This is a genomic window from uncultured Ruthenibacterium sp., assembly GCF_963558415.1.
Classification (GTDB): Bacteria; Bacillota; Clostridia; order Oscillospirales; family Ruminococcaceae; genus Ruthenibacterium.
The window spans coordinates 1-23,612 of the sequence record NZ_CAUWGY010000033.1; the positions used below are offsets into that span (position 1 = coordinate 1).

Genomic DNA, 23,612 nt, shown 5'->3' on the forward strand with positions numbered 1-23,612 from the left:
GTGGCCTTCCTGCCACCAGAACTCGCGGCTGCGCAGGAACGGACGGGTGGTCTTTTCCCAGCGCACCACGCTGCACCATTGGTTGTACTTCATGGGCAGATCCCGCCAGGAATGCAGCACGTGTGCAAAGTGGTCGCAGAACAGCGTCTCCGAAGTGGGGCGCACGCACAGCCGGTCCTCCAGCTTCTCGCTGCCGCCCATGGTCACCCAGGCCACTTCGGGAGCAAACCCTTCCACGTGGTCCTTCTCTTTTTGCAGAAGACTCTCAGGAATGAAAATGGGCATAGCTACGTTCTCATGACCGGTGGCCTTGAACCGCTCGTCCAAAAGTTTCTGGATGTTCTCCCAGATGGCATAGCCGTACGGGCGCAGGATGACGCAGCCTTTTACGGCGGAGTAGTCCACCAGTTCCGCTTTCAAGCAGATGTCCGTGTACCACTGGGCAAAATCTTCGTTGATGGGGGTAATGGCCTCCACCATTTTTTTGTTGTCTTTCATGTGTTCTCCTCACTCACGCGCCTCAAAAGAGGCAAAATAAATGCAAAAGCCCCCAGTATGCGGGGGCTGAAGGTCCGAAAATCAGGTGTTATCTTCAATATAACGGACGATGTCGCCAACCGTGTGGAAATTCTCGGTCTGGTCGTCCGGCACCTCAATGCCGAATTCGTCCTCAAAGCTCATTACCAAGTCCACCAAATCCAGGCTGTCGGCGTCGAAATCTTCCAGAATGTTCGAATCCATGGTCACGCGGTCTTCGTCCAGGTCAAGCTGGCTGCAAATGATCTCACGCACGCGCTCAAAAATCATTTCTATTCCCTCCATCGAATTGGCCCGCCTGCCCGTGGCAGAACGGGACGAATAGTCTATAAATTTTATAGCGTGTTTTCCGGGCATTGTCAAGCGGATTCACAAAATATTTTCAAAGCTCTTTTACAGGGCCAAGGCCCGGCGTTTTTACCGAAATTTTTTTGTGCGGACCCCCGCGTTTTTTCGGTGTGTCCATAGTGTTTTTGCCCCATGTGTGGTAAGATAAATAATTGTAGGGGATTTTTCGGCGCACCGGCGCCGATTTCACAAAAGGAGTTGGAAAGTATATGCTGACAGCAATTACAGGCATCAACTGGGGTGACGAAGGCAAGGGCCGCATGGTCGATTTGCTCAGTCAGGATTACGACATCGTTGTGCGCTACCAGGGCGGCAACAACGCGGGCCACACCGTGGTCAACGAGCGTGGCAAGTTCATTTTGAACCTGCTTCCCTCGGGCATTCTGCGGGAAACCACCGTCAACGTCATGGGCAACGGTATGGTCATCGATTTGGAGCACCTGGTGCACGAGATCGAAAATTTGCGCAAGGGCGGCATTGCCATCAGCCCGGACAACCTGAAGATTTCCGAGCGGGCGGTCATCTGCATGCCCTATCATAAGCTTTTGGACTGCTATGAAGAGGATCGTCTGGCCGATGCCAAGTACGGTTCCACCCGCCGGGGCATCGCGCCCGTGTACGGGGATAAATATATGAAGAAAGCGCTGCGCATGGGCGATTTGTTCCATCCCGAGACCACCAAAAAACGTCTTGCGGACATTGTGGCTTACAAAAATCTGACCATCACCGGCGTGTACGGCAAGGAGCCTGTGCGCGTGGAGGATATGTGGGCTTGGCTGGAGAAATACGGCGAAGTGCTCAAACCCTATGTGTGTGACGCAGGCCTGTATCTGGACAAGGCCGCCAAGGCGGGCAAGAACATCCTGTTCGAGGCGCAACTGGGCGCTTTGCGCGACATCGATTTTGGCATCTATCCGTACACTTCTTCTTCCAACGTGATCGGCGCCTATGCGCCGGTGGGCGCGGGCATTCCCAACCACAAAATCGATTTGAACATCGGCATCATGAAGGCCTATTCCTCGTGCGTCGGCGAGGGCCCGTTCACTTGCGAGCTGTTCGGGGAAGAGGCGGAAAAACTGCGCCAGGCCGGCGGCGAATACGGCGCGGCCACAGGCCGTCCCCGCCGGGTAGGTCCTTTCGACGTGGTGGCCAGCCGCTATGGCTGCCGGGCTCAGGGTGCCGACGAGATTGCCCTGACCAAACTGGATATTCTGGACAATTTGGACGAAATTCCTGTCACCGTGGCCTATGAGCTGGACGGCCAGGAGATCCATGACTTCCCCTATGGGGACGTGCTGGAAAAGGCAAAGCCCATCAACAAGATGCTGCCCGGCTGGAAACAGGACATTTCCGGCTGCCGCAAAAAGGAAGAGCTTCCTGCGGCGGCGCTGGACTACATTCATTTCCTGGAACAGGCCGTGGGTGTGAAGATTCGGTACGTATCCGTGGGCGCCGAGCGCGACCAGTACGTGGTTTTGTAATAAAAACGCCAGGGGCAGGCGGGAAACCCATTTCCCGCCTGCTCTTTTTTTGTCATTCACACAAGAAAACCTTTCTCCATACATTGGAAAGAAGGCTTTTTTCGCGAAAAGGTCAAAAACAGGGCAAGGGAGCGCAGATGATTTTATGAAGCTGAAATTCACCAAAATGCAGGGGTGCCAAAACGACTACATTTATGTGCAGTCGTGTGCACCTGTGCCCAATCCGGAGCTGGTGGCCGTGCGCATGTCGAACCGGCACACGGGCGTGGGTTCTGACGGGCTGATTTTGTTAGAGGACTCCGCCGTGGCGGACGTGAAGATGCGCATCTTCAACGCCGACGGCAGCGAAGGGCGCATGTGCGGCAACGGCGTGCGCTGTGCGGCGGAATATCTGTTTTTAAACGGCCTTGTGAAGGGCTGCATCGCTCAGGTGGAGACGGTTTCGGGCGTGCGGCGTGTGGAGCGTCTGGCCCCGGGCCTTTTGCGGGTGGAGATGGGCCAGCCGGATTTTTCGCCGGCGTCGGTGTCGGTGCGCGAGCGGCAAAAACCGATGGTGGAGGAACTGATCGAGGTCAACGGCGGCGCCTTGCGTGTCACCTGCCTTTCCATGGGCAATCCGCATTGTGTGGTGTTTGTGCCCGATGTGTCCCGATTGGATCTGGGGATGCTGGGAGCGGGATTCAGCCGCTGTGCGCTGTTCTGTCAGGGAATCAATGTGGAGTTTGTACAGATCACAGGCCCGAACAGTATGCGTGTGCGCGTATGGGAGAGAGGAAGCGGTGAGACCATGGCCTGCGGCAGCGGTGCCTGCGCGGCGCTGGCGGCGGCTGTGCGAACCGGGCGCATGTCCATGGGCCAGGAGGTCCGGGTGGAGCTGCCCGGCGGAGCGCTGACCGTGTGCTGGGGCGCCGATGGCATCACGCTGACCGGCGATGCGGCCCGGGTGTTCACCGGCGAGATGGAGCTGTAAGGCCGGGTCACACCCGGCGGAAAGGGGGCGGTCCGGTTGGAGCTGAACCGGAATTTTGCGCGTCTTTCGTCCGGCTATCTGTTTTCGGACGTAGGGCGCAGGGTCGCCGCTTTTGCGGAAAAACATCCGGATGTGGAATTGACAAGATTGGGCATCGGAGATGTGACGCTGCCCTTGGCCGAACCGGTGGTGCAGGCCATGTGCCGCGCCGCGCGGGAGATGGGCACGCCCGAAGGCTTTCATGGTTACGGGCCGGAACAGGGATATTCGTTTGCACGGCAGGCGGTGCAGGCCCAATACGCACAGCGGGGCGTGGTTCTTTTGGAAGAGGAGATTTTTTTGTCCGATGGAGCCAAGAGCGATTTGGGCGGGCTGATGGATTTGTTTGGCCCTCACAACATTGCCCTGGTGCCCGACCCGGGCTATCCGGTGTATGCGGACACCAGCGTCATGGCGGGCCATCCGGTGCGCTTCGTGCAAGGTACCCAGGCCAACGGCTTTTTGCCCGGACCCGACGGTCAAACCGGAGACATTGTGTATTTGTGCAGTCCGGGCAATCCCACCGGGGCCGTGTACACCCGGGAGGGGCTGACCGCCTGGGTGGAGTACGCGCTGGAGCGGGGCGCGGTGATTTTGTTCGACGCGGCTTACGAGTCCTTTATTCAGGACGACACGCTGCCCCACAGCATTTTTGAAATCGAAGGAGCGCGCCGATGCGCTGTGGAGATCGGCTCGCTGTCAAAGACCGCGGGCTTCACGGGCACAAGGTTCGGTTATACAGTGATTCCTCAGGAACTGGAGTGCCAGGGAATCCATCTGCGGGATTTGTGGCTCCGCCGGCAGTCCACCAAATGCAACGGGGTGTCCTACCCGGTGCAGCGGGCGGCCCAGGCAGCACTGTCCGAAGAGGGCAGGGCCGCCTGCCGGAAAGCGGTGGCATATTATTTGGACAACGCGCACACGCTGCGCGCAGCGCTGGAGGGAACAGGCGTGTTCTGCTGCGGCGGGGACAATAGCCCTTATGTGTGGATGCAGTGCCCCGGCGGCATGGATTCCTGGCAGTTTTTTGAATATCTTTTAAAGAACGCCCGCATCGTGGGCACTCCGGGCGCGGGGTTCGGCCCGGGGGGCGAAGGATACTTCCGGCTTACGGGCTTCGGCGAACGGACTGCCACCCGCGCGGCGGCAGAACGGCTGCGGGCCGCGGTGTTGGCCGCACAAAAATGAAAAAATGCCCGCCACTTTTGCGTGGCGGGCATTTTTTATTCAGCTCAGTCGATTTTTTAAATCCAAAATTTTTTGTTCAATGGTCAGGATCGTTTGCCGGAAGAATTCGTCCGACTGTCCGGTCGGGTCCTCCAGGCCCCAATCCTCGCGCTGTTCACACGGCAACAGGGGACAGTTCACATTGCAACCCATGGTCACCACCACATCCACGTCCGGCAATTCGGACACGAGCTTTACGTATTGGGTCTGTTCCATATCGATGCCGTAAAGCTGCTTCATCAAACGAACTGCATCCGGATTGATGCGCGGGACGATTTGTGTGCCGGCAGAGTAGCTTTCAAATACGTCGGCGGCAAGTTTTTTGCCCAATGCCTGCGCAATTTGACTGCGGCAGGAATTGTGAACGCAGACAAAGGCGACCTTCTTTTTATTGTGCATATGTCATCCTTTCTCCTTTTGAATCAGCGCCTTTATCTCACTGGGTTTCAGCACTTTTCCGCAACAGACCACTTTTCCGTCCACTACCAGAGCAGGCGTGGACATCACGCCATAAGAGGCGATTTGTGCAAAATCCGTCACGTGCCCAACATCGGTCTTCATGTTCAGTTCCTGCAATGCGGTTTTGGTCGCTTGCTCCAGCGCATGGCACTTGGCACATCCGGACCCCAATACCAAAATGTCCGCTGACGCCGCTTGCGTCTCGTTTTGACAAGTGCATTCACCACAGCAGTTGGTGTGTTCTTTTTTCTTTCCAAACAAACCCATAATCTTGTTTCCTCCTTGTTAAAGCAAAATAAATTGAAGTGCATTGAATAGATATCCGATGACGACGATCCCAATCACACAAACGCCCACAAAGAGCGCCAGAAGCCGCGGTTTTACTGCTTTGCGCAGCAGGATGAGCGATGGAACGGACAGAGTGGTGACCGCCATCATAAAGGCCAGGACCGTGCCCAACTGGGCATTCTTTGCCAGCAATGCCTCCGCTACCGGAATCGTACCGAAAATGTCTGCGTACATGGGAATGCCCACAAGGGTGGCCAGCACAACGCCCAGGGGATTGTGGCTCCCGAGCAGCGTTTCGATCCAGCTTTCCGGAAGCCAGTTGTGGATCAGCGCCCCGATGCCCACTCCCGCCAAAAGATACGGCAGCACTTTTTTGAGTGTGCCCACCATTTGCTCCTTGGCATAGTGCAGCCGGTCGGCGCAAGTCAGGTTCGGCGCCTCTATGTCCACGCGGCTCGCCGAGAGAACAAAGTTTTCAACGTATTTTTCCATGTGCAGTTTTTCAATGACCGTGCCGCCCACAACGGCAATGGCCAGCCCCAGTACCACGTAAAGCACGGCCACCTTGATGCCAAAAATGCCCGTCAAAAGGACAAGACTGCCCAGATCCACCATGGGCGAGGAGATCAAAAAGGAAAAAGTTGTGCCCAATGGAAGATTGGCGCTGGTAAATCCGATGAACAGGGGAATGGATGAGCAGGAACAAAAAGGCGTCACCGTTCCCAAAAGAGCAGAGATCAGCCGGGCGCGGATGCCGCTGAATCTGCCTAAAATTTTCTTGCTGCGTTCGGGTGGAAAATAGCTTTGGATATACGAGATGACAAAAATCAAAACACACAGCAGAACCGTGATTTTTATCACGTCGTAAATGAAAAACTGAAGGCTGCCGCCCACACGCCCGTTGATGTCCATTCCAAGGGCCGTCAGCATATGGCCGATCCACTCGTTCAGCCATTTCATGCCCAGCACTTGATTTTGAATAAAATTCCAAACAACCATACAATCCCTGCTTTCCAAATCAAACATATCAAAAAATATTGATGTGTTGCCCCGAAGAAAACGCCACCGGAATCGGATGGCGTTTTGCTTTGATGGGTTTATCCATTGGGCGTGGTCAGTTTCTGCAGCAGCTCCGCGGCGTTTTGTGCACCGCTGGCGCTCAAGCGGTAGTGGGTCCACTTGCCTTCCTGGCGGCTTTCCACAAGGCCGGAATCACAAAGGATCTTCATATGGTACGATAAGCCCGACTGAGTCAGATCCAGAGGTTCCTGAAGAACGCAGGCGCATTTTTCTCCGCTGCGCAACTGCTCAAGAATGGCCAGGCGTTTGGGGTCGCAAAGTGCTTTAAACACTTTTGCCTGCTGCGCATAGACGTCCTGCATATCTTCACCTCACATCAAATTATTTTGATGTGAATATTGTACCGTATCACACAAAGATTGTCAAGGGCCGATGAAAATGGGACCCGTGAAAACGGCCAAAAGCGTTGACAGCAAAGATAGAAACTGTGTCTGAACGCTTGTTTTTTTGCCGAAAATGAGGTACCATTATACAATAAATGCTTTCACAAGGGGGCGCCGCCATGTCCATTACAAGCAATTACTACGGACGCACCAAGGCGGGTGCGGAAATTTATCAGTACACGCTGGAAAACGCAAACGGAATGAAGGTATGCGTCATTGAGTACGGCTGTGTCATCACCAACATTTGGGTGCCGGACAGCGCGGGCAATCTGCGGGACGTGGTGCTGGGTTACCGGGAGCTGGCCGATTACGAGGCGGGCACCGCATCGCTGGGGTCTTTTGTGGGCCGTTATGCCAACCGCATCGAGCAGGCAAAGTTCACCCTTCATGGAAAGACCTATTATCTGGAGCCCAACAACGGCCCCAACCATTTGCACGGCACTTTCGGCCGGCTGACGTATCAGGGCTCCATCGTGGATGACAGCCTGGTGCTCACAGGCCGCAGCCCGGACGGGGACGACGGGTTCCCCGGCAACATGGACATCACCGTCACTTATAAACTGACGGACGACGATGCTCTGGTGATGGATTACACCGCCACCACCGACAAGGCGACCGTCATCAATTTGACAAACCACTCCTATTTCAATCTGGATGGGTGCGACGGCGGCGACGTGTTGCGTCAGCAGCTTTGGCTGGACGCGGACCGTTTTACCGAGGGAAATGCCGAAACCTGTCCCACCGGGCGCATTTTGCCGGTGCAGGGTACGCCCATGGATTTCACAAAGTTCAAGGCCATCGGCCAAGACCTTTTCAGCGGCGACGAGCAATTGCGCATGGCCGGCGGGTACGACCACAACTTTGTGCTGAATAAGGAAGGCGGCATGCTGGCGCTGGGCGCCATCGCCAAAAGTCCGTCCAGCGGCATTTGCATGGAAATGTATACCACTCAGCCGGGTGTGCAGTTGTATACAGGCAACTTTTTGAACGAGGACCAGGTGCTCGGCAAAAACGGAAAGCATCACACAAAATACCAGGCGTTCTGTCTGGAGACCCAGCATTTCCCGTGCACGCCGTCCCACCCGGATTTCCCTCCGGTGACGCTGGAGCCGGACCAGGAGTATCACGAGACCACGGTCTATCAATTTAAAACGGAGTAAGCAAAGATTTATGGCGATCCTTCATAAAAAACACAATGCAAATGCCGGCAAGCGCGTCGGCTTTCTGGCCGGTCAGGTGCTGTGCGTGCTGGTGCCAACGGCGCTGGCGGTGTGGTACATCGCAGGGCTTGGGCAAAAAAAGCCCCAGCAGCCTGTGCTCTACGCGGCCATCGTGTGCGCGGCAGTGGGCGCGATTTTGTTCCGGGTATTCCAGAACAAAAGTGAGATTTTGAAAAGCGGCATCGAGGGAGAAAAGCATGCAGTGGACGCCCTCAAAGTGCTGCCCTATTCCTATCATGTGGTGTCCAACCCCGTCTATTATATCAACGGCCGCAAGGCCGAACTGGATGCGGTGGTCATCGGCAAAAACGGCGTGTGCATCGTGGAGACCAAAAATCATACCGGTGTTATCACCGGCCGGCCCCAGGACGAGTGGTGGAGCCAGACCAAGCGCCGGGGCACAAAACACATGAAGAATCCGCTTTTGCAGGTGGAGCGGCAGGCGTCCATCCTGGAGCAGGTGCTGCGGGAAGCGGGCTGCAAGTGCGAGGTGCGCCAGATGGTGTATTTCGCCAGCAAAAACGCCAGGGTCAGCGTGCGGGACAGCCGCATCTTTGTGGGCGAAGAGGCGCTGCGCAAAGCCATTCGGGCCGAGCGGGACACGCTCTCTCCCAGTGAAGTCAGCGCCATCGTGGATGCGCTCACTTGGCAGAAGGAAAAAATTTAAAACCACAGCGCGCCTTTTCCGGGCGCGCTTTTTTTGAAAAGGAGGATGGGCGGTGCTGTATCTGGAGCGGTTTTCCTTTTTGGACGAGGACACGGAATGGAACGTCTGCGCAGCGGAAAAGCACACCTGTTACGATTCCTTTTACCCCTTCGGTGTGCTGGGGGAAAAGGAGCTGGGGCGCGTGGTTTTCGAGCCCGTCACCATTTTTTACGGCGGCAACGGCAGTGGCAAGACCACGGCTTTGAACGTTATGGCCGACGCAGTGGGCGCACGGCGCCAGGCCCCTTACAACCGCACATCTTTCTGGCAGCAGTATGTGCGCCGCTGCCGCGCCCAGGGCGTCTGGCAGCGGGCGGAAAACGTGGCCGCTCTCACCAGCGACGACGTGTTCGACTACATGTTGGACATTCGCAGTTTGAACGAGGGCATCGACGCAAAGCGGGACGAGGTGTTCGGGGAGTATCAAGATGCAAAATACGCCCATTTTCAGGTGCATTCGCTGGATGATTACGACCGGCTCAAGCAAATGAACGATGCCAGGCGCCACAGCCAGTCCCGCTACACCCGGGAACACTTGATGGACAACGTGCGCACCCGCTCCAACGGGGAGAGCGCGTTTTGGTACTTCACCGAAAAAATCACGCAGAACGGCCTGTATTTTCTGGACGAGCCGGAGAACAGCCTCTCGCCGGCCCGTCAAAAGGAGCTGGCGGCGTTCCTGGCCGATTCCGCCCGGTTTTTCGGCTGTCAGTTCGTACTGGCCACGCATTCGCCGTTTCTGCTGGCGCTGCCCGGGGCAAAAATCTACGATTTGGATCGCACGCCTGCCCAAACGGCATGTTGGACGGAACTTGAAAACGTGCGGGTGTACCGTGATTTTTTCAAAGAGCACGAGAAAGAATTTTGACAAACCGGGCCAAAGCGCCCGGTTTTTTTGTGCCATCGTGTAACCTGAGGACCTTAAAAGGTGCTTTTCAGGGTGAGGGGACTTTTCAAAAGAAGGGGGAAGAACCACTTGGATGACAAGCAGATCGTGGAACTGTATCTGGCCCGTGACGAGGGAGCCATCCGGCAGACCACCCAGAAATTCGGACCCCGCCTGCGGGCGCTGTCCTATGACATCACCCGGGATGCGCAGACTGCCGAAGAGTGCGAAAACGACACCTATCTCGAAGCCTGGAACTCCATTCCGCCCCATACGCCGCACACCTATCTGTACGCGTTCCTGGCGCGCATCACCCGGCATCTGTCCTTGAACTGCTGCCGCCGGTGCCGCCGGCTGAAGCGCAGCGCCTTCGTGTGCCAGCTCAGTGCCGAGATGGAGCAGTGCATCCCCGCGCCCGACGATACAGCCTGCCGCATGGACGACGCGGTGCTGCGGGAAGTTCTCAACGGTTTTTTGGGAAAACTCAGCCGGGAAAAGCGCAATATGTTTGTGCGCCGGTACTGGTACATGGACTCCGTGGCACAGATTGCCCGGCGCTTTTGTGTGTCCGAAAGCAAGGTCAAAACCACGCTGTTCCGGTGCCGCAGGCAGCTTCGGGAACATCTGGAAAAGGAGGGATACATCCTGTGAGAGGCGAGGAACTTTTGGAGAAAATGGAGCTGGTGGACCCTGCCTATGTGGAGGCGGCGGACACCCCCCGGAGGAAAGCCCCCATCTGGCTGCGGTGGGGCGCGCTGGCAGCCTGCGCAGTGCTGGCGGTGTGTGCGGGGCTTATGCGGCCGCAAAAACAGTTGCCTTTGCTCACGGTGCCCGAGAGCGTGGGCGGCGGCATGGGGTTTGAGGGATACGCGGCGCATGACATCTCAGAGTTGGTCAGCGCCAACCCCTGGCGCGAGGACTGGAATCTCGCCACGTTGCCGGTGTTCCAAAATCCCATCACCTACGATGAAATATACCATCTGCCTTCGGGCGTGGATTTACAGGGCATGGAGGCGCTTTTGCGGGATGTGGCCGGCCGGCTTGGCCTGGATGAGGACGCGTTGATTGTTACCGACAACGCGCCCGACGCCGAGACCCGGGCCCAAATCGAAAAGAAAATGGAGCTGACCGGCACAGCGGTGCCGGAGGGTTATTTTGACCCCACCGCGGTGAAGGCCGAGGCGGCGGGAGTGCGCATCCAGGTGGATTTGAACAAAACGGTCACGGTCACTTTTGACCCGGCCGTATCCCTGCCCGAGACGTACCGGTTCACTTACGATGCTTGCTATGAGGAACTGGCCGAGGCTGCGGAGTATCTGAAAACACAGTACCGGGACCTGCTTAGCATGGACCAGCCGGTGACGGACATTTCCGGCGGCGACTACGGCACCGATGGGCTGCAAAATTATTCCCTGGCCTTCTACGAAGGTGCCAGCAGCAAAACCCAGCAGTTTGTAGCGTATCATTTCAACCGGGTGAGCTTTTCCCCCAACGATGCGGGCGAGCTGTCTCTATGCCGGGTTTCTCAGCCGGATTTGTCGCAGAAACTGGGGGATTATCCCATTATAACGGTGGATGAAGCCAGAGAGCGTCTGTCTCAGGGCCATTATCTCACCAGCGTTACAAGCGGGATGCCGGGCACCCAGTACGTGCACAAGGTGGAGCTGGTGTACCGTACAGGCGAGCAGGAAGCTTACTGGATGCCTTATTATCGCTTTTATGTGGAGCTGCCAGAATGGGAGCAGGATGGCCTCAAGACGTACGGCGCGTACTACGTGCCGGCGGTGAAGGAGGAATATCTGACAAATCTTCCCACCTGGGACGGCGGGTTCAACTGAACAAAAAAGCACCGGCATGACTCTTTGTCATGCCGGTGCTTTTTGATTGTTTTTACTCGATGATGCTCTTGCCGGTCATCTCCTGGGGCTGAGGCAGCTCCAGAATCTTCAGCATGGTGGGCGCAATGTCCGCCAGAACGCCGCCCTCGCGCAGCTTCACATCGCCCAGGCCCGCCACCAGGAAGGGAACGGGGTTGGTGGTGTGTGCAGTGAAGGGATGCTCGGGGTCCTCGTCGTACATCTTGTCCGCGTTGCCGTGGTCGGCAGTCAGCAGGACCGCGCCGCCTTTGGCCAGCACCGCGTCAATTACTTTGCCGGCGCAGGCGTCCACAGCCTCCACGGCCTTGACCGCTGCGTCGAACACGCCGGTGTGGCCGACCATGTCGCAGTTGGCAAAGTTCAGAATGATCACGTCGTATTTGTCGCTCTCAATGCGCTTGACGCACTCGTCTGCAACAAGATACGCGCTCATCTCCGGCTGCAAATCGTAGGTAGCCACCTTGGGGCTGTTGATCAGCGCACGGTCCTCGCCTTCAAAGGGCGCTTCCACGCCGCCGTTGAAGAAGAAGGTCACGTGAGCGTATTTCTCTGTTTCGGCAATACGCAACTGTGTTTTGCCGTTCTTGGCCAGATATTCTCCCATCACGTTGGTCAGAGCCTCCGGCTTGAAGGCCACGTCCACGTTGGGCATGGTGGCATCGTACTGGGTAAAGCACACGTAGTGCACCGGGAAGAAGCCCTTCTTGCGCTCGAAACCGGAGAAATCCGGGTCTACGAAGGTGCGGGTGATCTCACGGGCACGGTCCGGGCGGAAGTTGAAGAACACAACGCTGTCGCCCTCGCTCACGCGGCCGCCTTCACAGGTCACAGCCGGCACAACGAATTCGTCGGTGACGCCCTCGGCATAGCTGTTTGTCATCACTTCCACAGGCTCGCCCTTTACGCCTTCGCCGTATACCATCGCCGCATAGGCTTTCTCCACGCGGTCCCAACGGTTGTCGCGGTCCATCGCGTAATAACGGCCGGTGATGGTGGCGATTTTGCCCACGCCGATCTCATTCATCTTGGCCAGCAGCTCCTCAATGAAGCCCTTGCCGGAATCGGGCGGCACGTCGCGGCCATCCATGATGGCGTGCACATACACCTCGGTCAGACCGGCGCGTTTGGCCAGCTCCAACAGGCCGTACAAATGCTCGTTGTGGCTGTGTACGCCGCCGTTGGATACAAGGCCGATGAGATGCAGCGCCTTGCCGGAAGCTTTGGCGCTCTCCACGGCGCTAACCAGCGCCTCGTTTTCAAAGAAGTTGCCGTCCCGGATGGATTTGGTGATGCGGGTCAATTCCTGATACACGATGCGGCCTGCACCAATGTTGGTGTGGCCCACCTCACTGTTGCCCATCTGTCCGTCGGGCAGGCCTACGTCCATGCCGGAAGCACCGATGGTGGTGTAGGGGCAGCTCGCGAATAATTTGTCAAGATTGGGGGTTTTGGCGGCTACGATGGCATTGCCGTAGGTCTCGCCCGGCACCCAGCCAAAGCCGTCCAAAATGCACAGAAGCAAAGGTCTTTTAGCCATAGATGTTGCAGATTCCTTTCCTTGAATTGTTTATTTGCTGGCCGCAGCCACGATGGCGCCAAAGGCGTCCGCCTTCAGGGAAGCGCCGCCGATCAGGCCGCCGTCCACGTCTTTTTTGCTCAACAGTTCGTCCGCGTTGCCGGCGTTCATGCTGCCGCCGTACTGAACGGTCGTGGCCTCCGCCACCTCTTCGCCGTACAATTCACCCAGCACTTTGCGGATGGCAGCGCACACTTCCTGCGCCTGGTCTGCAGTCGCAGTGCGGCCGGTGCCGATGGCCCAAACCGGCTCATAAGCGATGACTACGCGCTTCATTTCTTCAGCGCTGACGCCGCCCAAAGCGATCTTGGTCTGCATGCGGACCAGTTCTTCGGTCACGCCCTGCTCGCGCTGTGCCAGGCTCTCGCCCACGCACACGATGACCTTCAGACCCGCTGCCAGCGCCGCTTTGGTGCGCTTGTTCACGGTCTCGTCGGTCTCGGCAAAGTACTGACGGCGCTCAGAGTGACCGGTGATCACGTATTCCACGCCCAGGTCCACCAGCATGTCAGCGGAAATTTCGCCTGTGAACGCGCCGGATTTTTCAAAGTGAACGTTCTCAGCGCCCACGTGAATGTTGGTGCCTTTGCATTTTTCCACGGCCGTTACCAGGCTGGTGAACGGGGTGCAGATGACTACTTCGCAGTCCGCATCTTTTACGGCGGGAATCAGCGCATCGATGAGCTGGGCTGCCTCGGTGGCAGTTTTGTTCATTTTCCAGTTGCCGGCAATGATTGCCTTGCGGGTAGCTTTATTCATACTCGTTTCCTCATTTCCCTTTGTATATTTACATTGAAAAGAGGCTGCCGCGTGCGGCAGGCAGCCTCTTTTGAAACCATGTTACGCGTTGGCGATGCAGTCAATGCCAGGCAGAACTTTGCCTTCCAGATACTCCAGAGAAGCACCGCCGCCCGTGGAGATGTGGGTCATCTTGTCGGCATAGCCCAGTTGCATCACGGCCGCAGCAGAGTCGCCGCCGCCGATAACGGTGGTCGCATCGGTCTCGGCCAGAGCTTTGGCCACCGCTTTTGTGCCCGCAGCCAGAACCGGGTTCTCAAATACGCCCATAGGTCCGTTCCAAACAACGGTCTTGGCGGATTTGACCGCCTGGCCGAACAGTTCCTGTGTCTTGGGTCCGATGTCCAGGCCCATCATGTCTGCGGGGATCTTGTCGGAATCCACATATTCCACTGCGATCTCAGCGTCGATGGGGTCAGGGAAGGAAGAAGCCACAGCCGTATCCACCGGCAACAGCAGCTTTACGCCCTTGTCCTGCGCCTTTTTCAGCATCTCTTTGCAGTAGTCCAGCTTCTCGTTGTCCACAAGGCTTGTGCCCACTTCGTTGCCCTGCGCTTTCAGGAAGGTGTAGGCCATGCCGCCGCCGATGATCAGCGTGTCCACCTTGTTCAAAAGGTTCTCAATTACGTTCAGCTTGTCCGCCACTTTCGCGCCGCCCAGAATGGCAACAAAGGGACGAACAGGGTCGTTGACCGCATTGCCCAGATACCGGATCTCTTTCTCCATCAGATAGCCCACCGCAGTGGTTTTGATGTAGTCGGTCACGCCGGCGGTGGAGCAGTGCGCACGGTGCGCAGAGCCAAAAGCGTCGTTTACATAAGCGCTGTTCTCGCCCACCAGATCTGCCAGGTCCTTGGAGAATTCGGGCAGGTTTTTGGTCTCTTCCTTGCGGAAACGAGTGTTCTGCAGCAGCACTACATCGCCGTCCTGCATGGCAGCCACAGCAGCTTTGGCATTTTCACCGGTCACGTTGTCGTCGTCTGCAAATACCACTTTTTTACCCAGCAGCTCGCTCAGGCGCACAGCCACAGGTGCCAGGCTGAACTTTGCCTCGGGGCCATTCTTGGGTTTGCCCAAGTGGCTGCACAGAACCAGGCGACCACCATTTTCAATCAGCTTTTTAATGGTGGGCAGCGCTGCCACAATGCGGTTATCGTTGGTGATCACGCCGTCCTTCATGGGAACGTTGAAGTCGCAGCGGACCAGTACGTTTTTGCCTTTTACGTCAATATCATCTACGGTTTTTTTGCCAAGAGTGCTCATTCGATTAACTCCCTTTCTCGCAAAATTTGGGCGAGCAGCATTTCTGATGCTCATACATCTTATATTATAGTGCTTTGGCCGTTTTTTAGCAAGTATCGGCATGATAATTTTTTCACAAATGCAGGTAAAAAAACACCGGCAAAAGCCGGTGTTTTTTATTAGAAATAATCGGAAAAGAACGGAGTTTGCTGTTCAATGGCATCCTCCAGCATGTGCACCGTATCCGGAGCGCAGACCAGCCGCCCGATTTTATGCAGATAATCCGGCCGCTTGTAGCCCAAGAGCATGGTGGTCAACGTTTGGATGTTGGTGTGGTCGGCCGTTTTGCAGTTCACCCGGTGTACCGAGGCCGTTCCGTCCGCCTGAATATTCAGTGCAAAGGTGCCCTGGTTCCAGCTCAAAAGCGGGTCTTCCAGTTGGAACACCCATTGCCGGTCGGCCGTGTCCGGCTTGAAGGGATATTGAGAGATAAAAGCCTCAAGATCCACAATGCGCGCCATGTAATAAGGCGAGATGGTCTCTTTGATGTCCGCGTCCTCCAGCAAAAAGGCCAGAGGTTCATCGGTAAAGATCTTGCCCTCTACTTTTGAGATCATGGAAAAGTGGGCGCCAATGAAGTTCCACAGGCCGCTGCGGGCCTCTTCGTTCATGAACACCATGTCTTTCACATGGAACACGTCGTCCACAATGCGGTACATCACATAACCCGTAGACACGCCGTCGTCGTCGTAATAAACCGCGGCCATCATGTCGTCCGGGTCCCACAAAAAGTATTCGTTCCACGCAAGATCGTCCCGAATCAGCGCCCCGTGGGTCTGCAGCGCAAAGCGGTGATAGGTGTCCCGTATCTCGGGTCCGTCCACATCTACGCGCACCACTTCACCGGGGACCGGGCGGCTTTTGGGAAGCTGATAATCATTGATCTCGAAAGAGATTTTGTCCGAGATGATCTCCCAGCCCTTACGCCGGTAAAAGGGGATGGAATAGGGGAACAGATAGGAAATGGACTGGCCCCGGCCCTTCATGTTGGTCAGCGCCTGGTACAGCAGTTTGTGCATCAGGCCCTGGCCCGAGTACTCGGGGTATGTGCCCACGCCTGTCAGACCACCCATGTCGTAGGTGTGCCCAAAAATACGAACTTTCATAGGGTACACGGCCACTTGAGAGATCAGCTTGTCGCCATCGAACCAACCCAGCACGTCGGCTTGTTCCAGTGTGGGGGATTTGGCGCGCATCATGTCTTTTTCTTCCCAGCCGATTTCTTTCAGCTCCTGATCGGTCACCTGGAACACGTAACGCAAAAGCTGATTGTATTGGGTCAGATGCTCTACACCCACCGGCTGCATTTTTAATTGACGTTTTCTGCCCATTGGATTTTCCTCGCTTTCCTTTGGCAAAAATCGGATTATTTCCATTATACTCCGGCGGAAATTTCCTGTCCAGTGCCCCGCACGTCCAACCCGGTGGTGTCGTATTGTACCCGTGCGTGATTGTGTTTTAAAGTTTTTCGTTCCAGCGTATTTCCGGTGCGCTTATCCACGCAGGTGCGCACGATATCGTTTACCCGGTACACGCCGTCCGCCTCGCGCACAAAGGCTTCGTGTTCGGCGCGCACGTGGTATTTTACATTCAAAGCATCGCTGCAGCGCACCTCGCCGCAAAGATAACCTTCTTCCAGCCAGACACAAAGCTGCCAAGTGTAGGGCGTGTCGTTGCGCACCCGGTAGTCCAGATAGTTGTACAAAATGGACGTGCCGGTGCCGAAGGGCACCTTGCGGCCAAAATCCGGAAACAGGTCCACGCCGTCGTGATGGTGGTGTTCGGTCACAGTCAGGGGCGTGTGCAGCACCATCCAGTGCACAAGGTTTGTAAACTGGCACATGCCGCCGCCGATGTCTTTGTCCGGTTGTCCCTGCCGGATGACAAGGCCTGTGCGGTAGCCTCTGCGGGCCGTGCAAGGCCCCACCAGATGCCAAAAGGAAAAAGTCTCGCCCGGCCGCACAAGCACCCCGTTCACCCGGGGCGCGGCCAGGGCCAGATTGACTTGCTTATTCTTTTGAAGCTGAATGTCCACCTGCCCCAAAGTGCGGCAAATCAGCGAAGAGTGTCGGTACACCACCACGGGCAGCCTGTCCGAAGATAGGGTCTTGGCAAAACGAGTGCGGCAAAGAAAATCCCAGACGTACCTTTGAGCTCGGCAGCGCCAGGTGGACAGCGTGTAGGCCCAGGGGCCAAGCTGGCAGAACAGCGGGCGGCTCATACCGCTCCATTCCGAAGTATCATGAATGGTTACACCTCTCAATTGTTTAAAATGGGAGCAAATTCCCGGTATACCGGGCGAGACGCGAAGTAGTCTTGTGGGTCCATCAGAGCGTAGATATCCACAAACGTTTCAAAAGAAACAGAATTTCCGTTCACATCAAAACTTTCGTCCCAAAAGAATTGGCGGGCGTTTTGAACCAAAAGCCCATGGGGCGTTTCGTGTACGGGCTGTACGAGCGTGGGCAAGGGTTGGTCGATACCCAAGGCGGGATGCGTAGTATCCCGGTCCTCAATGGCCAGACAAACTGGAAGACAGTCGCCCTGGGGTGTGATGATGAACGATTGATTTCCGTTTTCCGGACTCCAGACGTCGGCCAGCAGGTATCCGTCCGCCACGCAGCGCAAATGGATCGGCACGTCCGCTTGTGCAATGGAGCACAATTCCTTTGTACGCACGCGGGTCTTGCCGGTGGAAAGCTCGTATTCCTGAATCGTGCCGTCACAGTCCACATAACATACCGTGTCCTGCGTCATTGTGGCGCCTTTGTAAATCTTCCACGTGTGAGCGTCCATTTTGCTGTTCAGTGTGGCAATGGGCGTTTGCTCTCCCTCGATGGAAAGCAGGTTTAAAGAAATGTTCTGTGTGGGCTTTTCTCCCCAGTGTATGGCGACAAATTGTCCGTCCCAAACACCCAGGATGCTGCCAAAGGAAGAATAGAGATCTTGCCCATCGAATAGCAAGGTCGTCTCAATGCCGTGTTGCCGGCTGATGCGAACAAAATCGCCGTTGGAAAACCCATATAGGAATTGTTCGTTGGCGCCAAAAATAAAAGGAGTGGCAATCGTTGCGACCGGCTGGGGCTCTGTGCCGTCTGCATTCCGGCGCTCCATCGTGGAAAGTTCGGTGGGAATGCCGCTTTTGTCCCGCTGAAGCTGAAAAGTGTATACCGCGTCCGGCAAAACGACGATTTCCGAATTTTCCAAAAAGGCACCGCAGCTCTCATCTGTGTGCGTGCAGCCGGGCACATCGCAGACAATGTGCTGGGTCATATCCTCAAAATCGTACCGGGTCAAGAAATAGCCTTGGAGGCCGCTTTTCCAGTACGGATAAAAAAAGCCATGCTCATTAGAAGGATACGAAAAAGGCACCCAAAATGCAAGCGAAGAATCTTGTCCCGGTTGCTGTTGGGGCACAGCGGCGTCCGAAAAAGCACGCCCCGTACAGCCGGTCAGCAAAGCGGCTGTCAAAAGCAAAACGAGGAGTCTCATAAAAATGCTTCCTTTCAATTTTCGGCAAGGGGAATAAATTCCCGGTATGCCGGACGAGACGCGAAGTAGTCTTGCGGGTCTATCATTGCGAAGATGGAAAAATGAGAGTCGGAAAATGCGGTCGTACCGTCCAAAGCGATGTAGGACCGCTGGAAAAATTGATAGGCATTGCACACCAGAAATTGTCCGTCAACTTGAGCCAGCGGCAGGATCAGTTCCGGCTCCCAGACAAGCCCTTCTTCCGGCGAGGCCGTCTCGGTGCAGTTTCGAAATTCTTCCTTCAACGTCAGTTCGGTCAGGGTCTGGTCCGGCATGGACAGGGCAAAACGCCGCCAGTATAAATTCTCCTCTCCGTCCGGCCGGAACAGGAGGGACACGAGCAGGTGGTCGTCAGCGGCATGCAGCGACCACATGTTGACGGTGCCGTTTTGCGCACACGCTTGCAAAATGTTGCTGCTTTCCAGGTGCTCGCCTTTGGACAGATCGTAGCACAGCAGTATGCCGTCATCGGAAGTATAGTAGACCTTGTCGCCAAGCAATGCATAGCTGTAGGGGATGATGGTATCTTCGAAGATGGAAATTCCATCTATTTGGGTCAGCGTGGTCTCAACGCCCTCGGTGGACAGAAGACTCAAATTTGCAATGTGGGTAGAATCCTTGTCCCAATGAACTACAACGAATTGACCGTTCCAAACTCCGAGGATCTGCCCGTAAAACTGATACCGGCTTTCGGCAGCGTGGAGCAGCAGCGTTTCCGTGCCGTTTGTTCGGTCTACGCGGCCATAGGTCCCATCGCTAAACCCATATAGGTAATGCTCGTCTGCACCAAAAAATTGCCACCCGCCAATGGATGCCACCGGCTCAGGGTGCATGCCGTCTGCATCGCGGCGAACCAGCGTATAGGTGCCGGCCAAGGTTTGTCCGTCCGTAGGATTTTCTAGATACTCATAATCGACTGTGTACACCGCATCGGGCATGGCAATCACCTGCCAGCCCGTGGAGTAGGAATCGCAGGTCTCGTCCATGTGCGTACAGCCTTCTCGGTCACACAGTATATGCTGGGTCATGTCGTTTAAATCGTACCGTGTCAAACAGCCAAAGTAATCACCGAGGTGATAACAATAGTCAAAAAATCCGGTCCCATTCAGGCGGCTGACAGCAGTTGAAATATCGCCAGGCAGTCCGAAATAGACAAGCGTCTCGGAATTTTGTACCGGGTCGGGGGCTGTTTTGGAACCGGAGGAAACGGACGCAGCGCTGCCCAGCGCGGTGCAGCCGGTCAATAAAACTGCAATCAAAAGCAAAGCAAAGCGTTTCATACAGATCCCTCTTGTGAAGATAAAGATTCTAAAATTTGATAGTTGGGAATGTTGTTCAAAAAGTCCTGCGTGCTGATCAGTGCATATATGGTTTCCCCATAGGTGGTTCTTTGGTAAAACACTCCGTTCATGTCCATATCCACCTGCTCGTGAGCGTTTGAATACGGAACCACCAGAAGACCATAGTCCGTGGTCTGCAAAATGCGGATGGGATGGCTTTTGTCCATCCAAAAATCACTCAGGGTGCACGTGCGGACACTGCCGTCTTCCAGATTCACCGCCACACGCAGTTCGGTGTCCCGGTCATCGATGGAAAGTCCGTGCAGATCGATCAGCAATGCGCCGTCAATGAGCGTTCCGTTCCAGCCTTGCACACAGGAGGTGGTTTCCCATCGGTTTTCACGGCCCTGGTCGTCCCAGCCGATGGGGCGTTCCCACGTCCAGATGTATTGATTCATCTCGCGCGATAACACCCGGCTCTGCCCGGTGGAAACGTCATAGGTGTAGATCCATCCGTTCAGCGGGTCCACACTGTAAATGGTGTTGCCATCCTTAGCCAGTTGGAAACCGGGATACCCCTTTGTATCCGGATCCCGGCCAAGATAATACACTTGGCCGTTGGGGCTGATTTTGGTCATTTCGGATTCGTAGCTTACCGGCTGATCCTGTCTGTAACGCTCGATGATGGTCACATGACAGCTCGGCAGCTCAATGCACACAAAATCCGAGCCGTCGTAGGTGAAAAGCGAGGTGCCGTCGGTGAAGCATCCGGCGCTGAATATCCATTCTCCGCCAATGATACCCAGCTTTTCCGGGTTTTCTCCGTTCAAATCCCGCCGCTCCACCAGCGTTCCCTGGGAGGAGTCGTCCGGGTCGACATCGCCGAAAAAGTACAGCCAGTCGCCGATGCGCCAAAAAGCCCCGTGTACGCAGGCAAGGCAGGTCTCATCGGTGTGAGTGCAGCCGGGTGCGTCGCATACCACCCGTTGCTTTTTCGTTTCAAAGTCGTAAAAGGTCAAAATCGATGCGCCGGATTCCGGAATGTACACGGTGTCAAAAAAACCATGGTCGGTCAAGGCGGTGGTGGCACTGCCCACTGTGGGAAGCTCCTTGAGAACGAGAGCGCCATCTGCCCGCACATAGGGAGCCGTGTACTCCGGTGAGCCAGTCTGCTGCGACAATGGTTCCGGAGCGCATCCGGCCAGCAGAGCAAAAAGACACACGATACAGAAAAAGCGCCGCATAAAAGGTTTCTCCTCTCAGTTGGGAACAGTGAATTCCCTGTAAATTTCCTTGCCCGCAAGATAGTCTTCGGCGTCCATCACCGCGTAGATTGTCGTCGGTCCAGAATCCAAAAATTGTGTGGCATTTTGAACGATCAATTGCCCGTTTTGGTCCGCGCAAATCCAGATGGGGTCCGGTTGTCCTTGCCGTGTGATCATGTAACCCGCATCCCGCGCCGGGTCAAAATTCCGCAATTCCTGGCGCTGAGGCAATTCCACAATGGAGCCGTCCTCGTTCACCAGCCAAGTGCTTGACTCGGAGCGGTCCACTTGTATATACTGCACGTTTACGATCAGTTCTCCACCCACCAGAGATAAATGCAGACCGGAATAATTTTTGGACCCATCCGGCATCTGGCCCATAGGACAAAGCGCATCGGTCACCGTTCGCACACTTGCGTCCGAAAGCCGGACAGCCTTCAACTCGCCGCTCACGGCATCAATGTAATACAGTTCACCCTCTCGGCAGATCACGCAGCCCAAAGAGAGATGACCAGCATCGACGGAGGCCACTTGTGTGATTTGTCCGTCCCGGTCCAAAAGGCAGATGCGCGTGGATTCGTGTTCGTAGGGGTCGGTCGCCACGCATACAAAGGCGTTTTGCCAAACCCCCACCACATGGCCGTTGGTCACAAAGTCGAAAAGAGTGTCGTGGCAGAGATACGTTTCGGCGCCGGTCGTCCGGCTCACACGGCCGAAGGCCTTGTCGCAAAATCCGTATAGATACTCCTCATCCGCGCCTCGAAACAGCCACATGCCCACATGATTTATCAATCGGGGGTTGGCGCCGTCCGCGTCCCGCATCATCAGCGCCATGCCCGCATCGCCATCGCTGTACTCCAGTGTGTAGACCGCGTCCTCCAGCACCACAAGGTTAAAGGTCCGCACCTGAGCCTCGCACTCTTCACCCGTGTGGTCGCAGCCGGATACCGAGCAGGCGATGTGTGCCGTCAGGTCCCGTGGATCCAGCCGGGTAAGTCCCTGCAGCCAGAGGGTGAAATACCCCTCACCGTTGCACGAAGAAGTCAGATGCAGCTCTCCGGTGTCCGGCGCCATGCTCTCGGCGAGCGGTGTGCTTTCCGATAGAGGTGCGGTGGAAGAGGCCGGAGCGCATCCGGTCAGCAGAGCAAAAAGACACACGATACAGAAAAAGCGCCGCATAAAAGGTTTCTCCTCTCAGTCGGGAACAGTGAATTCCCTGTAAATTTCCTTGCCTGCAAGATAGTCTTCGGCGTCCATCCCCGCGTACACATTCCGCGCGTGCTGCGAAGGTCCGGTTTCGGTCTGTATTGCGGAAAACTGTATTGCACACAGCACCGCCAGACGCCCCTTCCACTGAGCCAGCACCGTCACCGGATCGGTTCGGCCATTCGGGGCAAAGCCGGGCCACAGCGCCGAGTCAAAATCCAGCAGTTGTTGGCGCTGCGGCAGCTCGGTGGCCGTGCCGTCTTCGTTCACCCGGAAAACGGTCGTATTCGATCCGTTTTGTACACGATCCATCACCCCGACCACGGGAGTGTTGCCCACCACCTGGACTGACCAGCGCTGGCAGTTGTAAAAATCCTCTTTTTCAAGGGTGTTGTAGGGCCGCAGCGCCTGGGTCACAGTCCGCGTCTCGCCGGTGTCCAGCGAAACGGACATCACGTCCCCAGTGAGCCGGTCCAAATAGACCACCTCGCTGTCCACCAGTGCGCAACGTTGATTGGCAAACCGGTTTGCGTCTATTTGTGCAACTTCGGTCACGTTGCCCTCCCGATCAAAAAGGCACACGCGGGCGGGTTGCGCCCGATCCGGGTCTAAACTTACGGCTACAAAGCGGTTTTCCCAAACGCCCAGAACGCTTCCGCGGTCGTAAAAATCTGTCCTCAGGCTATAGGCCAGAAGGGTCTCTTCTCCGTTTGCCCGGCTCACCCGGCCGAAGGCTTTGTCGCAAAATCCGTACAGATACTCTGCATCCGCGCCGAAAAAAGACCAGTAGTCCATCTGACCCACCGGCTGGGGGTGAAGGCCCTGGCTGTCCCATTGATACAGAGTGTAAAACGAGCCGTCTTTTTCCTGCTCCAGCGTGTAGACCGCGTTTTCCAGTACCGAGAGATAACCGTTGCGCCGGGCCTCACACGCTTGTCCCATGTGGTCGCATCCGGGCACTGTGCAGCAGATGTGCACAGTCATGTCTTCCCAATCCCACCGGGTCAGGCGATTGCCTAGCTCAGAGTGAGCCGGGTCATAGTAAAAGGAAAAAAAGCCGGCATCGTTGGTATTCCCGCTGGTCATGACCAGCGGTTCGGGTTCTTCTTCGGCGGTCACGGGCGCGGCGGATAAAGAATGTTTGTCCGGAGCG

24 protein-coding genes are annotated in these 23,612 nt (G+C 56.0%); 8 read left to right on the top strand and 16 right to left on the bottom strand.

The window, feature by feature from the left end:
- A partial coding sequence (locus tag AB5H98_RS07315; RefSeq protein ID WP_367925261.1) for an aminoacyl--tRNA ligase-related protein occupies nt 1-498 on the bottom strand: 498 nt, incomplete at its 3' end.
- An 81-nt stretch (nt 499-579) separates the two neighbouring features.
- Entirely contained in the window at nt 580-807 is a 228-nt protein-coding gene (gene acpP, locus AB5H98_RS07320) for an acyl carrier protein (RefSeq protein WP_367925262.1), read from the bottom strand.
- A gap of 287 nt (nt 808-1,094) precedes the next feature.
- Between acpP and AB5H98_RS07325 the strand changes: the two genes are divergently transcribed.
- The 3 genes from AB5H98_RS07325 (at nt 1,095) to AB5H98_RS07335 (ending at nt 4,563) form a co-directional block, all read left to right on the top strand.
- On the top strand, nt 1,095-2,366 hold the full coding sequence (locus AB5H98_RS07325) for an adenylosuccinate synthase (RefSeq protein ID WP_367925263.1): 1,272 nt from the start codon (nt 1,095-1,097) through the stop codon (nt 2,364-2,366).
- Between the two features lie 145 nt (nt 2,367-2,511).
- Nucleotides 2,512-3,336, top strand: coding sequence for a diaminopimelate epimerase (dapF, locus tag AB5H98_RS07330; RefSeq protein ID WP_367925264.1), 825 nt, complete (start codon nt 2,512-2,514; stop codon nt 3,334-3,336).
- A gap of 36 nt (nt 3,337-3,372) precedes the next feature.
- On the top strand, nt 3,373-4,563 hold the full coding sequence (locus AB5H98_RS07335) for an LL-diaminopimelate aminotransferase (RefSeq protein ID WP_367925265.1): 1,191 nt from the start codon (nt 3,373-3,375) through the stop codon (nt 4,561-4,563).
- A gap of 39 nt (nt 4,564-4,602) precedes the next feature.
- Here AB5H98_RS07335 and AB5H98_RS07340 read toward each other — a convergent pair whose 3' ends face one another.
- From AB5H98_RS07340 to AB5H98_RS07355, 4 genes are all read right to left on the bottom strand, one after another.
- On the bottom strand, nt 4,603-5,001 hold the full coding sequence (locus tag AB5H98_RS07340) for an arsenate reductase ArsC (protein WP_367925266.1): 399 nt from the start codon (nt 4,999-5,001) through the stop codon (nt 4,603-4,605).
- 3 nt (nt 5,002-5,004) lie between these two features.
- Complete coding sequence (locus tag AB5H98_RS07345; protein ID WP_367925267.1) at nt 5,005-5,328, bottom strand: thioredoxin family protein; 324 nt, start codon at nt 5,326-5,328, stop codon at nt 5,005-5,007.
- A gap of 18 nt (nt 5,329-5,346) precedes the next feature.
- On the bottom strand, nt 5,347-6,348 hold the full coding sequence (locus AB5H98_RS07350; RefSeq protein ID WP_367925268.1) for a permease: 1,002 nt from the start codon (nt 6,346-6,348) through the stop codon (nt 5,347-5,349).
- Nucleotides 6,349-6,446: 98 nt separating this feature from the next.
- The gene (locus AB5H98_RS07355; protein WP_367925269.1) at nt 6,447-6,731 is read right to left on the bottom strand and encodes an ArsR/SmtB family transcription factor; all 285 of its coding nucleotides are present in this window, start codon (nt 6,729-6,731) and stop codon (nt 6,447-6,449) included.
- Between the two features lie 200 nt (nt 6,732-6,931).
- Here AB5H98_RS07355 and AB5H98_RS07360 point away from each other — a divergent pair, with 200 nt between their 5' ends.
- The 5 genes from AB5H98_RS07360 (at nt 6,932) to AB5H98_RS07380 (ending at nt 11,462) form a co-directional block, all read left to right on the top strand.
- On the top strand, nt 6,932-7,972 hold the full coding sequence (locus tag AB5H98_RS07360) for an aldose epimerase family protein (protein WP_367925270.1): 1,041 nt from the start codon (nt 6,932-6,934) through the stop codon (nt 7,970-7,972).
- Between the two features lie 10 nt (nt 7,973-7,982).
- Entirely contained in the window at nt 7,983-8,699 is a 717-nt protein-coding gene (locus tag AB5H98_RS07365) for a nuclease-related domain-containing protein (protein ID WP_367925271.1), read from the top strand.
- Nucleotides 8,700-8,751: 52 nt separating this feature from the next.
- Nucleotides 8,752-9,606: an AAA family ATPase gene (locus AB5H98_RS07370; protein ID WP_367925272.1), complete on the top strand. Its 855-nt coding sequence runs from the start codon at nt 8,752-8,754 to the stop codon at nt 9,604-9,606.
- A 108-nt stretch (nt 9,607-9,714) separates the two neighbouring features.
- Nucleotides 9,715-10,275: an RNA polymerase sigma factor gene (locus tag AB5H98_RS07375; protein ID WP_367925273.1), complete on the top strand. Its 561-nt coding sequence runs from the start codon at nt 9,715-9,717 to the stop codon at nt 10,273-10,275.
- Entirely contained in the window at nt 10,272-11,462 is a 1,191-nt protein-coding gene (locus AB5H98_RS07380; protein ID WP_367925274.1) for a hypothetical protein, read from the top strand. Before AB5H98_RS07375 ends, AB5H98_RS07380 begins: the two co-directional genes overlap by 4 nt.
- A 52-nt stretch (nt 11,463-11,514) precedes the next feature.
- Here AB5H98_RS07380 and gpmI read toward each other — a convergent pair whose 3' ends face one another.
- From gpmI to AB5H98_RS07430, 10 genes are all read right to left on the bottom strand, one after another.
- Nucleotides 11,515-13,038, bottom strand: a complete 1,524-nt coding sequence (gene gpmI / locus AB5H98_RS07385; protein WP_367925275.1) for a 2,3-bisphosphoglycerate-independent phosphoglycerate mutase — start codon at nt 13,036-13,038, stop codon at nt 11,515-11,517.
- 30 nt (nt 13,039-13,068) lie between these two features.
- Nucleotides 13,069-13,836, bottom strand: a complete 768-nt coding sequence (gene tpiA, locus AB5H98_RS07390) for a triose-phosphate isomerase (RefSeq protein ID WP_367925276.1) — start codon at nt 13,834-13,836, stop codon at nt 13,069-13,071.
- An 81-nt stretch (nt 13,837-13,917) separates the two neighbouring features.
- Nucleotides 13,918-15,138: a phosphoglycerate kinase gene (gene pgk / locus AB5H98_RS07395; protein WP_367925277.1), complete on the bottom strand. Its 1,221-nt coding sequence runs from the start codon at nt 15,136-15,138 to the stop codon at nt 13,918-13,920.
- Nucleotides 15,139-15,296: 158 nt separating this feature from the next.
- Nucleotides 15,297-16,508, bottom strand: coding sequence for an enhanced intracellular survival protein Eis (eis, locus tag AB5H98_RS07400; RefSeq protein WP_367925278.1), 1,212 nt, complete (start codon nt 16,506-16,508; stop codon nt 15,297-15,299).
- Nucleotides 16,509-16,552: 44 nt separating this feature from the next.
- The gene (locus AB5H98_RS07405; RefSeq protein WP_367925279.1) at nt 16,553-17,398 is read right to left on the bottom strand and encodes a VanW family protein; all 846 of its coding nucleotides are present in this window, start codon (nt 17,396-17,398) and stop codon (nt 16,553-16,555) included.
- Nucleotides 17,399-17,436: 38 nt separating this feature from the next.
- Entirely contained in the window at nt 17,437-18,669 is a 1,233-nt protein-coding gene (locus AB5H98_RS07410) for a hypothetical protein (RefSeq protein WP_367925280.1), read from the bottom strand.
- Between the two features lie 14 nt (nt 18,670-18,683).
- A complete protein-coding gene (locus AB5H98_RS07415) occupies nt 18,684-19,988 on the bottom strand; it encodes a hypothetical protein (RefSeq protein ID WP_367925281.1) in 1,305 nt (434 codons plus the stop codon).
- Entirely contained in the window at nt 19,985-21,232 is a 1,248-nt protein-coding gene (locus AB5H98_RS07420; protein WP_367925282.1) for a hypothetical protein, read from the bottom strand. Before AB5H98_RS07420 ends, AB5H98_RS07415 begins: the two co-directional genes overlap by 4 nt.
- Nucleotides 21,233-21,247: 15 nt before the next feature.
- Nucleotides 21,248-22,432, bottom strand: a complete 1,185-nt coding sequence (locus AB5H98_RS07425; RefSeq protein ID WP_367925283.1) for a hypothetical protein — start codon at nt 22,430-22,432, stop codon at nt 21,248-21,250.
- A gap of 15 nt (nt 22,433-22,447) precedes the next feature.
- Nucleotides 22,448-23,612, bottom strand: a 1,165-nt coding sequence (locus tag AB5H98_RS07430) for a hypothetical protein (RefSeq protein WP_367925284.1), incomplete at its 5' end; no start/stop codon positions are given.

Coding starts and splice junctions, on each gene's coding strand:
- AB5H98_RS07420 (WP_367925282.1), bottom strand. CDS start 21,232: ATGCGGCGCTTTTTCTGTATCGTGTGTCTTTTTGCTCTGCTGGCCGGA.
- AB5H98_RS07360 (WP_367925270.1), top strand. CDS start 6,932: ATGTCCATTACAAGCAATTACTACGGACGCACCAAGGCGGGTGCGGAA.
- tpiA (WP_367925276.1), bottom strand. CDS start 13,836: ATGAATAAAGCTACCCGCAAGGCAATCATTGCCGGCAACTGGAAAATG.
- acpP (WP_367925262.1), bottom strand. CDS start 807: ATGATTTTTGAGCGCGTGCGTGAGATCATTTGCAGCCAGCTTGACCTG.
- gpmI (WP_367925275.1), bottom strand. CDS start 13,038: ATGGCTAAAAGACCTTTGCTTCTGTGCATTTTGGACGGCTTTGGCTGG.
- AB5H98_RS07350 (WP_367925268.1), bottom strand. CDS start 6,348: ATGGTTGTTTGGAATTTTATTCAAAATCAAGTGCTGGGCATGAAATGG.
- AB5H98_RS07365 (WP_367925271.1), top strand. CDS start 7,983: ATGGCGATCCTTCATAAAAAACACAATGCAAATGCCGGCAAGCGCGTC.
- AB5H98_RS07410 (WP_367925280.1), bottom strand. CDS start 18,669: ATGAGACTCCTCGTTTTGCTTTTGACAGCCGCTTTGCTGACCGGCTGT.
- AB5H98_RS07405 (WP_367925279.1), bottom strand. CDS start 17,398: ATGAGCCGCCCGCTGTTCTGCCAGCTTGGCCCCTGGGCCTACACGCTG.
- eis (WP_367925278.1), bottom strand. CDS start 16,508: ATGGGCAGAAAACGTCAATTAAAAATGCAGCCGGTGGGTGTAGAGCAT.
- dapF (WP_367925264.1), top strand. CDS start 2,512: ATGAAGCTGAAATTCACCAAAATGCAGGGGTGCCAAAACGACTACATT.
- AB5H98_RS07325 (WP_367925263.1), top strand. CDS start 1,095: ATGCTGACAGCAATTACAGGCATCAACTGGGGTGACGAAGGCAAGGGC.
- AB5H98_RS07425 (WP_367925283.1), bottom strand. CDS start 22,432: ATGCGGCGCTTTTTCTGTATCGTGTGTCTTTTTGCTCTGCTGACCGGA.
- pgk (WP_367925277.1), bottom strand. CDS start 15,138: ATGAGCACTCTTGGCAAAAAAACCGTAGATGATATTGACGTAAAAGGC.
- AB5H98_RS07340 (WP_367925266.1), bottom strand. CDS start 5,001: ATGCACAATAAAAAGAAGGTCGCCTTTGTCTGCGTTCACAATTCCTGC.
- AB5H98_RS07345 (WP_367925267.1), bottom strand. CDS start 5,328: ATGGGTTTGTTTGGAAAGAAAAAAGAACACACCAACTGCTGTGGTGAA.
- AB5H98_RS07355 (WP_367925269.1), bottom strand. CDS start 6,731: ATGCAGGACGTCTATGCGCAGCAGGCAAAAGTGTTTAAAGCACTTTGC.
- AB5H98_RS07415 (WP_367925281.1), bottom strand. CDS start 19,988: ATGAAACGCTTTGCTTTGCTTTTGATTGCAGTTTTATTGACCGGCTGC.